The sequence below is a fragment of the Yoonia sp. genome (genome assembly GCF_046292185.1).
Taxonomy (GTDB): domain Bacteria; phylum Pseudomonadota; class Alphaproteobacteria; order Rhodobacterales; family Rhodobacteraceae; genus Yoonia.
The window spans coordinates 39,586-49,887 of sequence record NZ_JBKBQY010000010.1; the positions used below are offsets into that span (position 1 = coordinate 39,586).

Genomic DNA, 10,302 nt, shown 5'->3' on the forward strand with positions numbered 1-10,302 from the left:
TTCAACCGCGTCCGATAAAGGGCATCTTCGTTGCCATGACGTTCATGAACTGGATATTCGCGTCGGGTGGCAGGGACGCCATATGCATGACTGCATCGGCCACATGAGCCACGTCGATCACCGGCTCGACCGCCATTGACCCATCGGCTTGCGGCACACCTTGGGTCATCGCCACCGCCATATCGGTAAGCGCGTTGCCGATATCGATCTGCCCGCAGGCAATATCGAACGCGCGGCCGTCAAGCGAGAGAGTCCGCGTCAGCCCGGTGACCGCATGTTTGGACATCGTATAGGGGGCCGAGCCGGGGCGCGGCACATGCGCCGAGATCGATCCGTTGTTGATGATCCGTCCACCCCGCGGGCTTTGGCGTCGCATTAATCCGAAGGCACCGCGCGCGACAAGGAACATCCCAGTGATGTTGACGTCGCAAACCTGCTGCCATTCGGCGACGGTGATTTCGTCAATGGGCCGGCCTTTGACATTGGTGCCTGCGTTGTTGAAAACCACATCGAGCCGGTCCCATTCATCCGCGATACGCGCAAAAAGCGCGTCCACAGCCGCCTCCCTCGTCACGTCGCACGGCACGACCAACGCTGCGGCTTGAGCCGCCGCAGTTTCGTGCAAGGCGTCCTCGCGCCGCCCGGTCAGAGCCACGCGCCAGCCTGCGTTTAGAAAATGCCGGGCCGTGGCGCGTCCGATGCCGCTGCCTGCGCCGGTGATCAGAATCGATTTGGTCATGTTATGCTTTCGTGATTGTGGAACGGCAGGTCGCGCGTGTCGGGTAGCGCATGCCCCGCCTGCATCAGGTTCGACGCCATCCCCTGCCCCATCCAACCCAAGCCGATGAAGCCTATTTTCCGGACATCTGCCATGTTCATCCCGCCCTTCCGGTCTGATGACCGCCTTGTTTCTACACGTGAATGCTATACCAATTGCAACGAAGGACAAGCGCAGGCCCACGTCGTGCTTGCGGGAAATCAAACCCATTCCGCAAATCCGGGCAGGCCTCTGCCACAGGAACAAAGCCACGAAGAAAGGCGCTAACATGTTACCAAATGACCATTCCCACGCCCTGCTGATCGGCCGCGTTCAGACCGCCGACGGCCCCGCTGTCGTCACTCTGCGCAATGGCCGCGTGATCGACATCACCTCGCGCGAGGTGCCGACGATGCGCGATCTGTTGGAACGCGATGACCTTGTCGCCTATGTGCAAAACGCCGATGGCACCGATATCGGATCGCTCGACGCGATTGCGAGCGCCTCTACCGAAGCGCCCGGCACCCCGCATATCCTCGCGCCCGCCGACCTTCAGGCGATTAAGGCTGCCGGCGTGACCTTTGCCGAGAGCATGGTCGAGCGAGTCATCGAGGAACAGGCGGCGGGCAATGCCGACCGCGCGCAGGACATCAGGCTGCGGGTGCAAGGCGTGATCGGCGATAGCCTCGCGGGGATCGTGCCCGGTTCCGAAAAGGCGATGCAGGTCAAGGCGGTGCTGCAAAAGGAAGGTCTCTGGTCGCAATATCTGGAGGTCGGTATCGGCCCGGATGCCGAGGTCTTCACCAAATGTCAGCCAATGGGCTCGGTTGGATGGGGTGCCAGCGTCGGGTTGCACCCGATATCAAACTGGAACAACCCCGAACCCGAAATCGTGCTTGCCGTGGACAGCCGTGGCCGCATCCGGGGTGCCACGCTTGGCAATGATGTCAACCTGCGCGATGTCGAGGGACGCTCGGCGCTTTTGCTGGGCAAGGCGAAAGACAACAACGCCTCCTGCGCCATCGGGCCGTTCATCCGCCTGTTCGACGACCACTACACCGTCGATGATATGCGCCGCGCCGAACTGTCGCTCAATGTGACGGGCAAGGACGGCTTTGTGCTGGAAGGCCGGTCCTCGATGGCGAAGATCAGCCGCGATCCGAGTGACATCGTCGCACAGACCATCGGGCGGCATCACCAATATCCCGATGGATTACTGCTTTTCCTCGGGACGCTCTTTGCCCCGGTGCAGGACCGCGACACCCCCGGCCAGGGGTTTACGCATAAGCCAGGCGATGTCGTGACGATTTCAGAGGACCGGCTTGGAAGTCTGCGCAATACCGTGCAGCTTTCGACGACCTGTCCGGAATGGACCTTCGGCACGGGCGCATTGATGCGCAATCTGGCAAAGCGGGGATTGCTGACGTGAATATCCTGATCATTGGCGGCGGCGGCTTTCTGGGCCAAAAGCTGGTCCGTGAACTGGCCACGCAAGGCAAGCTGCGTGACCGCGAGATCGTCGGGCTGACGCTGGCCGACATTGTTGCGCCAGCGCCGTGCGACGCTCCTTTTGCTGTAAAGACCGCCAGTTGCGACATCACCGACCGCGCGGCGGTGGACAGCCTTCTGGCCGCGCGGTTCGATGTAATCTTTCTTCTCGCTGCCGTGGTCTCATCCCATGCCGAGGCAGAGTTCGATGTCGGCATGCAGGTCAATCTGCATGGCGTGCTGAACGTGCTGGAAGCCGCGCGCAGCCAGCAAAACGCGCCGGTCCTTCTCTTCACCTCGTCGCTTGCTGTCTTCGGTGGTGACGTGCCCGACCCGATCCGCGACTGGACGGTTCCCAATCCTCAGACCTCCTATGGTACGCAAAAAGCGATCGGCGAGTTGCTGGTCAACGACTATGCGCGCCGTGGTTTCGTCAATGGCCGTTCGCTGCGCCTGCCCACGATCTCGGTGCGTCCCGGTCGCCCGAACCGCGCCGCGTCTTCTTTCATGTCGTCGATCATCCGCGAACCTTTAAACGGCGAAGAAGCCATCTGCCCAGTGGCCCCCGATTTCACGCATTACTATCTGAGCCCGCGTCTCTGCATCCGGAACCTCGTCCGTGGTGCAGAAATCGACGCCGAAGAGCTTGGAGAGAACCGCACCATGACAATGCCGGGGCGTACGCTCACGATTCGCCAGATGATCGCAGCAATGACATCCGTCGTCGGCCCGGAACCCGCCAAGCTCATCCGGTTCGAAGACGATCCTGCGATACGTGATATCGTGGCAGGCTGGCGTTTCGACTACGATCCAGCCAAGGCGCTGGCGCTCGGTTTAGAGGCTGACGAAAGCTTCGAGGATAACGTGCGCTACTATCTGGCAGACGACATAGAACGGCAGCGCGAAAGTCAGCTACCATAGCGGCGGCAGGCGGCGCAGCGTTTCAACATTGCGCGCGATAACACGGCCAAGAAGACGGCATTTTCGGTTCCGCCTGGGTATCGGCGATCACCACCGATCAAGCCGGGGCGACTTCGGCGATCTGATCTCATAAATCGCGACACAGCAGGCCGTGCCCGTTCTTCGCGATCATCCTCTACCTGGCGAGGACCATGTCACTATACCCTAACTAATCAGAAATCTGCGGATGACGAGCAACATCTGATGGGACATTCCAACCTATACAAACGCCATCATTATCAATATTGATATTGTTTATGGACATTGCAGAGATTCTTCATCCGGTCCGGCTCAGGATCGTTCAGATGCTTCTTGGTGAAGACGGGCTGACGACCGCGCAGTTGCATGCGCTGCTACCGGATATACCGATCGCATCGCTTTACAGGCAGGTTGCTCGGCTTACCGAAAGCGGCATTCTCGTTGTCAATGACACCACCAAGGTGCGCGGCACCGTCGAAAAGTCTTATTGCCTGTCCGATAAGCTGGTTTCTCTCGGCTATGACGCTCTTGGGTCGTTGAAGCCTCACGAACTGAACGCGACTTTCATTGCATTTTGCGCCGGCATGATCGCAGATTTTGAGCGCTACACATCATCTGGCGACATCAATCTCGCTCGTGATCAGGTTCATTTTCATCAGATACCTTTCTGGGCGACGGCCGCGGAAATAGCCGCGTTCACGGATAACATGGGACACAACCTTGACCGCCTGCAGGCTAACCCACCCACCGGTGATCGCAGCCTCCGCATATTCAGCTCTACCCTCATTCCCCGGATTTCTGCAGGGACGTCCGAGGGCGAAACATGACGCATGTCGTCATTCAAGGACCAATCAAATGAATGTTCGATCAAGCCGAATATACGCTCTTGTCGCCTGTACCGTGGCGTCACTGACCTTCGGCGCACCTGGTAGCGCGCAAATGACAACGCGTCCCGATTTCACCGCTTCCTACACCACGGCGGCGCCGACACCCGAAGATCTCGAAGCCTGGCTTGACGGTTTTCTCCCTTATGCGCTCGCTTCAGCCGACATTGCCGGTGCCGTTGTCGCCGTGACCTCCCGCGATGGCGCTCTCCTGACCAAGGGTTATGGCGTGTCGGACATCGCGTCTGGTGCCCCCGTTCATCCGGGTCGGACCCTGTTTCGGGCGGGATCGGTTTCCAAGCTTTTTACCTGGACGGCGGTCATGCAGCTTGTCGAAGACGGCAAGATCGATCTGGACGAAGATGTGCAGAACTACATCGATTTCTCGGTGCCCAGCATCGGGCGCCCGGTAACCATGCGGGATCTCATGACCCACCGGGCCGGGTTCAGTGAGGTGCTCAAATCCATGATCGGTGATATTGGAAATGGCGTCCCTCTTGAACAATACCTTCGTGAGAACGTGCCAGTCGCGCTGACGCCCCCAGGCGACGCTGCGGCCTATTCGAATTACGGGACCGCTCTTGCAGGGTATATCGTGTCACGGGTTTCCGGCCTTTCGTTTGAGACATATGTCGAGCGTGAAATATTTGGCCCCTTAGGCATGGATGCGTCGACTTTTCGTCAACCATTGCCACAGGAACTCTCCGGGCGGCTTTCCTCCGGGTATGATCGCGCGTCGACCGGCACCCTCATGCGCTTCGAGGTCGTTGTGCCGTCTCCGGCGGGGGCATTATCCAGTTCAGGCGATGACATGGCACGTTTCATCATGGCACATCTGGCCGGAGACGTGCCTGGCCTGACTCCCGAAACGCTTCGCCTCATGCATACCACTGCTGCAGCGGACTATCCTGGTCTAGATGGCATGACGTTGGGTTTTCTGGAGCAACACTGGGGAAATACCCGCATCATCGGCCACGGTGGTGACACCCAGTATTTCCACTCCGATCTCCAAATCTTTCCTGAGCAGGGCCTCGGATATTACATCGCGCTGAACTCAAACGGAACAGGCGCCGCGAGTCACCAACTCAGGCAGGCGCTGCTGGAAGGCTTCGCGAGACGTTACATCGGCCCGCCGCCGGAGGTTCCTTTGGCGCTCGACACCGCTGTTGCGCATGGCAGCGATGTTATCGGCACCTATGACACTTCCAGGACTAGCGGCGGAAATTTCCTTGATGCCTTTTATATCCTTGGTCAGACGCAGGTTTCCATGAACCAGGATGGAGAACTTCTGGCAACCGTCCTCCCCGGGCTTGCTGGTGAACCGAAGCGTTGGCGCGAAGTAGAGCCGTGGATCTGGCAGGCCGTGGATGGGGGCGAACGTCTTGTGGTCACGCGGAAAGACGGTCACGTGACAGGTTTCGTGATGGAGCCGTTCTCCTCCATCATGGAATTCAGGCGAGTCCCATGGGTAAAATCCATTGCCGTGCTGACGCCAGTGCTTTTCATCTCTATGGTCGTCATTGGACTGACGCTGGTAGGCTGGGCAACCAATGCAGTGTTCCGTCGTTATTACCTGGTCAAGGTTCACCGGTCCCCGGCCCTGCGGTGGAGCCGTATCGCGGCAATGGTATCTGGTGTTGCTGTCCTTATGCTGACGGGGTTCTGGATCTGGCTTTTTGCTTATGCTTTGGCTGATCTGAGCCGGTTTTCAGCTTCGTTGGACCCATGGTTGCGCGCACTGCACTGGGGCACCCTCCTTTCCTGTATTGCGATCGTTTCGCCTGTCTGGAATGTCGGAGCGACTTGGAGAGCTACGGCACCCCTGACGGCAAAGGTATGGTCAGTGGTCTATTGTCTTGCCGTGTTCGGCATCCTCTGGAGCATCTACAGCGCGGGGCTGTTTGCCGCGACACTGAATTATTGACGGGATGAAATCGATCTGCACTCACCGTCTGAAGGTAATCCCCTCATTCGTCTCTGCACCAGGTAATCGATATAAAACACCTCCCCAGTATCGTTCGCAATAGCGCAAAGGCGAGCTTGTCGAGCACACTGAACATACATTCAAGGATGCGGCGACTGTGCGGCGGACGATGATCTCTTGCGGGTTGATGAGCAGACATCAGGACGGCTCCGACTATCGTCCGGTGGAGCAGAAGCCGCCCACAGACACAAACAACCTCATCGACTTTATTCGGGCCGTGTCGTGCCGCGCACGATCGGAGTCGGCGGTATCCGTATCTTGCGGACATCAACCGCCCCTTCGATCGCCGCGATCAGTTCGGCCACCGCTGCTGAAACCATCTGGTTGATCGGTTGGCGGATCGTTGACAGGTTGAACGATGGCCACGCCGCCTGCGGCAGATCGTCGAAACCGACAACCGCCACTTCGTCGGGCACCCGCAGTTGAAACTCGTGCCGGATCACGTCCAGCGCTGCCATGGCCATATGATCATCGGTTACGAACAGCGCATCGGGCGGATCGGCCACATCGAACAATTGCCGTGTGGCGTCGGCGGCATCGGCATAATGAAAATTGCCTTCGGCACGGGCGTGCAGGCCAGTGCCCGCGTCGCCCAGTGCGTCTAAAAATCCCGCCTCGCGGTCAATCTGGGTGGAGGCGCCGGAAAACCCGGCCAGATGCGCGATCCGTTTTGGCCTGCCGCGCAACAACAACCGCGCCGCCATGCGCCCGCCTTCGTAATTGTCGCTGGTGACTGCGCGCAGCCGGTCGCCTGGCTGGTCACGGTTGAATAGCATCACGGGGATGCCCATTTCGCGGCAACGGTCCGACAGGGTTGACGAAACCGAGACCGACACCATGATGATCCCGTCCACCCGGTAATCCAGTATTTCCTGCACCACAGGTTCCACATCACCCACAGTGGATGCTGCCATGAACAACAGGACATGATAGCCGTTTTCCTGCAAGGCGACGGACAGCTTTTCCACCGCTTCGGGGTAGAACTGGTTTTCGAAGTAATAAACCACCAACCCGATGATCCGGCTTTTGCCGGTGATCATCGCGCGCGCGAGCACGTTGGGACGATAGCCCAGTTCGTCCGCCGCGATGCGGATCTTGTCGGCCATCTTGGCTGATACCGATGCCCCCGGAGTGAAAAAACGCGACACGGCGGATTGGCTAACACCCGCCTTTCGGGCGACATCGACAGAAGTGACCGCCTTGCTGCTCATCTGGCCTCCGCAGGGTTACGTCGTCCTTACCTAGCCGCCCGCACAGGCAGTGTCACGCCAAGACATCACCAATCCGCCGTCAGACGCGCCCCGGTTGTGGCATCGAACAGATGGCAGGTGCTCGCCTGCAGGCTGGCATGAATCACCGCGCCGATATCGGCACGATATTCCTTACCCGCCTTGAGGTTGACCAGATCGCCCCCGACACGCAACGCCACCATCGACGCATCGCCCAGAAGTTCCAGCGCATAGACCGGCGCGGCAATCTGGCCGCCGCTGTCGCCGATCACCACATCCTCGGCCCGGAAGCCCAATGTGACAGGCCCGTCATGGGCGGGATCAAAGCCCGCGACACGGATATTTTCCGCCTCGAACACGCCGCCAGTGATCTGTCCGCTGACCAGATTCATAGCGGGCGACCCGATGAACGACGCGACGAAAGTATTGGCCGGATTGTCGTAAATCTGTGTCGGCGTGCCGACCTGCTGGATCACGCCACCATTCATCACCACCACGCGGTCGGCCAGTGTCATCGCCTCGATCTGGTCATGGGTGACATAGATCGTGGTGGTTTTCAGCCGGTATTGCAGATTCTTGATCTGGGCACGCGTGGACACACGCAGCTTCGCATCCAGATTGGACAAAGGTTCATCCATCAAAAATACCGTTGGTTCACGTACGATGGCGCGGGCCAGCGCCACGCGCTGACGTTGGCCGCCTGACAATTCGGCTGGCCGCCGGTCAAGAAGATCGGTCAGATCGACCATTTCGGCGGCACGCATGACGCGGTCTTTATGTTCGGCCTGTGGTATCTTGCGGACTTTCAGTGGAAAGCGGATATTTTCGTAGACCGAAAGATTGGGGTAAAGCCCGTAGCTTTGGAACACCATCGCGATATCGCGGTCTTTCGGTTCCAGATTGTTCACCACCCGGTCGCCGATCACGATCTCGCCTTCTGTGACATCTTCCAGCCCTGCGATCATCCGCATTGTCGTGGTCTTGCCGCAGCCTGACGGGCCGAGCAGCACCAGAAATTCCTGATCCGCGATATGCAGATCAAAATTCTGCACGCCGACCACACGGCCCCAGCGTTTGCAGACGTTTTTCATTTGGATTTCGGCCATGGTTTACCCCTTGACGGCGCCGGCGGTCAGCCCGCTGACGATCTGGCGTTGGAAGAACATTACGAGGATGAACAAAGGCACGGTTGCCGAAACGGTGGCGGCCACCGCAAACATGATCGACCCTTCGGTCTGGATCGTGCCCAGGAAAGAGTTGATCTTAGGAACCATCGTCTGATTGGACTGGTTCAGCAGTAGCGCCGTGACCGAAAAGTCGTTGTAGGCCAGAAGAAAGCTGAACAACCCCGTGGTGATGACACCCGGCCACATCACCGGCATGATCGCCAGACGGAACGCTTGGAACCGCGTGCATCCATCGACCATGGCACTTTCGTCCAGATCCTTTGGGATGGATTTGAAAAAGCTGTGCAGCATCCACAAGGTGAACGGCTGGTTGATTGCCACCAGCACGATGATCGCGGTCGGCAGATGGCCCCAGATGTTCATCTCAAAAAACGGCAGCAGATAGCCCGACACCAGCGTGATATGTGGCATGGCGCGGAAAACGAGAGCGGCGATCAGAATCCAGAACGTGTAATTTCGCGTGGACCGCGACAGCGCGTAACCACCCAAGGTGCCAAAAAACAGCGAAATCGTGGTGACACAGACGGTCACAATCACAGTATTCCAAGCGGCAAGGTAGAATTCCCGTTCCACCCATGCGCCGCGATAGCCGTCCAGCGTAAACGATCCGCCAGTCTGGCGCTGCGTTGCGGGGCCGGTGATCGCATTCCAGAACGATTCACGGCTGAAAAAATCCGCTTCGACCTTGAACGACCCCCAGACCGTCCAGATGAACGGGAAGGCCGCCAGGACCAGCCAGACACCAAGCACCAGCATCGACCCAATGGCGACAGGGCGCGAATATCCTATTTTTTCCGACATCAATGGGCCTTTCTTTTGAACTCGCGCCATGTCCGGATCAGGATCGGCGTCAGCAGGATGACAACGCCCAGCATGGTCAGGATCGAGGTCGCGGCGGCAGAGCCATACATCTGGTTCACCTGACCGGTCAGATCGTTGTAGATCAGCCATGACAGTGAAGTGGCATGCGCCTCGGCCGAAAAGCCGATGATCGGTTCGAACACCCGGAAATTATCCATCAATAGCACCAGCCCGACAAAGGTTGCCAACGGGGCCAGATGCGGCATGATCACATAGCGGATACGTTCCCAACGGTTCGCGCCGTCGATCATCGCGGACTCCAGCGTATCCTTGGGCAGCGTCTGCAATCCGGCGTAAAAAACCACAAAGGCGAAAGGCGCCATATGCCATGTTCCATAGACGATCAGCGTGACCCAGGTGAGCGTCGGGCTGGCCTTGAGTGACAGGTCAGGATCGTTGAAAATGAATTGCAGCGTCGCCCCGATCACCCCGTCGGCATTGATCATCCAGTACAGGATCAGCGACCCCAGCAGCGGTGTGACGATATAGGGCAAAAGCGAGATGAAGATCACAACACCTTTTAGGCTGCGCGAAATCCGGTTCACACCAAGGGCAATCGCAAAGCCAAAGATCATCGCCAAAGGGGTGACCAGAAATGTGTAGAGCAAGGTAAAGGCCAACGCCTTGTAGAACGGCAGGTTCATTACCCGCGCCACGGTATCACCGAAACCCTGATTGTCGGACAGAATTGTCGAGACTTCGTTAACAGCCAGATGCGCGCGATTTGTATAGGTGCCAAGGCCATTGAACCGCCCCAAAGGTTCCTCTGCCCGTTTTGCGGCGGTCGCGGTGGTATCCACGCGGGTTTCCTGCGTGCATCCGAAAGGTCCGCAATTTTCCGCTGTCACCAGCACTTGATCATGTTCGACATAAAGCGACTGGATCGCCACCGATACGATCGGCAGGGCAATGAACAACAGCATCGCCAGCGCCGAAGGCCAGATGAAGGCCGCAAAATCCCTGTGCCGCATGG

The 10,302-nt window shown here is 58.5% G+C and carries 10 protein-coding genes and 1 pseudogene; 5 read left to right on the top strand and 6 right to left on the bottom strand.

Translation table 11 applies throughout. The annotated features are described in order from the left end of the window. Nucleotide 1: 1 nt before the first annotated feature. Nucleotides 2–739 carry an SDR family oxidoreductase gene (locus ACK4TM_RS03530; protein ID WP_409696808.1) on the bottom strand — a complete coding sequence of 246 codons (738 nt, stop codon included), beginning with the start codon at nucleotides 737–739 and terminating at the stop codon, nucleotides 2–4. Then, nucleotides 736–873, bottom strand: coding sequence for an NAD(P)-binding domain-containing protein (locus ACK4TM_RS03535; RefSeq protein ID WP_409696811.1), 138 nt, complete (start codon nucleotides 871–873; stop codon nucleotides 736–738). The genes ACK4TM_RS03530 and ACK4TM_RS03535 overlap by 4 nt, the downstream gene beginning before the upstream one ends. 173 nt (nucleotides 874–1,046) lie before the next feature. Between ACK4TM_RS03535 and ACK4TM_RS03540 the strand changes: the two genes are divergently transcribed. The 5 genes and pseudogenes from ACK4TM_RS03540 to ACK4TM_RS03560 all read left to right on the top strand — a co-directional run. Then, nucleotides 1,047–2,186 (top strand): fumarylacetoacetate hydrolase family protein, encoded by a 1,140-nt coding sequence (locus tag ACK4TM_RS03540; RefSeq protein ID WP_409696814.1) that lies wholly within the window; start codon nucleotides 1,047–1,049, stop codon nucleotides 2,184–2,186. Continuing rightward, nucleotides 2,183–3,166 carry a D-erythronate dehydrogenase gene (gene denD / locus ACK4TM_RS03545; protein WP_409696817.1) on the top strand — a complete coding sequence of 328 codons (984 nt, stop codon included), beginning with the start codon at nucleotides 2,183–2,185 and terminating at the stop codon, nucleotides 3,164–3,166. The genes ACK4TM_RS03540 and denD overlap by 4 nt, the downstream gene beginning before the upstream one ends. 296 nt (nucleotides 3,167–3,462) lie before the next feature. Continuing rightward, entirely contained in the window at nucleotides 3,463–4,011 is a 549-nt protein-coding gene (locus ACK4TM_RS03550; protein ID WP_409696820.1) for a helix-turn-helix domain-containing protein, read from the top strand. Nucleotides 4,012–4,039: 28 nt separating this feature from the next. Then, a complete protein-coding gene (locus ACK4TM_RS03555; RefSeq protein WP_409696823.1) occupies nucleotides 4,040–5,992 on the top strand; it encodes a serine hydrolase domain-containing protein in 1,953 nt (650 codons plus the stop codon). A 142-nt stretch (nucleotides 5,993–6,134) separates the two neighbouring features. Further along, nucleotides 6,135–6,200 (top strand): annotated as a pseudogene (locus tag ACK4TM_RS03560) (DUF2087 domain-containing protein); the annotation flags it as partial. A gap of 58 nt (nucleotides 6,201–6,258) precedes the next feature. Here the strand turns inward: ACK4TM_RS03560 and ACK4TM_RS03565 are convergent. The 4 genes from ACK4TM_RS03565 to ACK4TM_RS03580 form a co-directional block, all read right to left on the bottom strand. Next, nucleotides 6,259–7,263 carry a LacI family DNA-binding transcriptional regulator gene (locus ACK4TM_RS03565; RefSeq protein WP_409696826.1) on the bottom strand — a complete coding sequence of 335 codons (1,005 nt, stop codon included), beginning with the start codon at nucleotides 7,261–7,263 and terminating at the stop codon, nucleotides 6,259–6,261. 65 nt (nucleotides 7,264–7,328) lie between these two features. After that, nucleotides 7,329–8,387, bottom strand: a complete 1,059-nt coding sequence (locus ACK4TM_RS03570; RefSeq protein WP_409696829.1) for an ABC transporter ATP-binding protein — start codon at nucleotides 8,385–8,387, stop codon at nucleotides 7,329–7,331. A gap of 3 nt (nucleotides 8,388–8,390) precedes the next feature. Next, nucleotides 8,391–9,224, bottom strand: a complete 834-nt coding sequence (locus ACK4TM_RS03575; RefSeq protein ID WP_409696838.1) for a carbohydrate ABC transporter permease — start codon at nucleotides 9,222–9,224, stop codon at nucleotides 8,391–8,393. Between the two features lie 44 nt (nucleotides 9,225–9,268). Then, on the bottom strand, nucleotides 9,269–10,300 hold the full coding sequence (locus ACK4TM_RS03580) for a carbohydrate ABC transporter permease (RefSeq protein WP_409696832.1): 1,032 nt from the start codon (nucleotides 10,298–10,300) through the stop codon (nucleotides 9,269–9,271). Nucleotides 10,301–10,302: the final 2 nt, after the last annotated feature.

What these genes read in the sequence shown, in the direction of transcription:
- ACK4TM_RS03540 (WP_409696814.1), top strand. Translation starts at nt 1,047, where the DNA reads ATGTTACCAAATGACCATTCCCACGCCCTGCTGATCGGCCGCGTTCAG.
- ACK4TM_RS03530 (WP_409696808.1), bottom strand. Translation starts at nt 739, where the DNA reads ATGACCAAATCGATTCTGATCACCGGCGCAGGCAGCGGCATCGGACGC.
- ACK4TM_RS03570 (WP_409696829.1), bottom strand. Translation starts at nt 8,387, where the DNA reads ATGGCCGAAATCCAAATGAAAAACGTCTGCAAACGCTGGGGCCGTGTG.
- ACK4TM_RS03550 (WP_409696820.1), top strand. Translation starts at nt 3,463, where the DNA reads ATGGACATTGCAGAGATTCTTCATCCGGTCCGGCTCAGGATCGTTCAG.
- ACK4TM_RS03535 (WP_409696811.1), bottom strand. Translation starts at nt 873, where the DNA reads ATGGCAGATGTCCGGAAAATAGGCTTCATCGGCTTGGGTTGGATGGGG.
- ACK4TM_RS03580 (WP_409696832.1), bottom strand. Translation starts at nt 10,300, where the DNA reads ATGCGGCACAGGGATTTTGCGGCCTTCATCTGGCCTTCGGCGCTGGCG.
- ACK4TM_RS03555 (WP_409696823.1), top strand. Translation starts at nt 4,040, where the DNA reads ATGAATGTTCGATCAAGCCGAATATACGCTCTTGTCGCCTGTACCGTG.
- ACK4TM_RS03575 (WP_409696838.1), bottom strand. Translation starts at nt 9,224, where the DNA reads ATGCTGGTGCTTGGTGTCTGGCTGGTCCTGGCGGCCTTCCCGTTCATC.
- ACK4TM_RS03565 (WP_409696826.1), bottom strand. Translation starts at nt 7,263, where the DNA reads ATGAGCAGCAAGGCGGTCACTTCTGTCGATGTCGCCCGAAAGGCGGGT.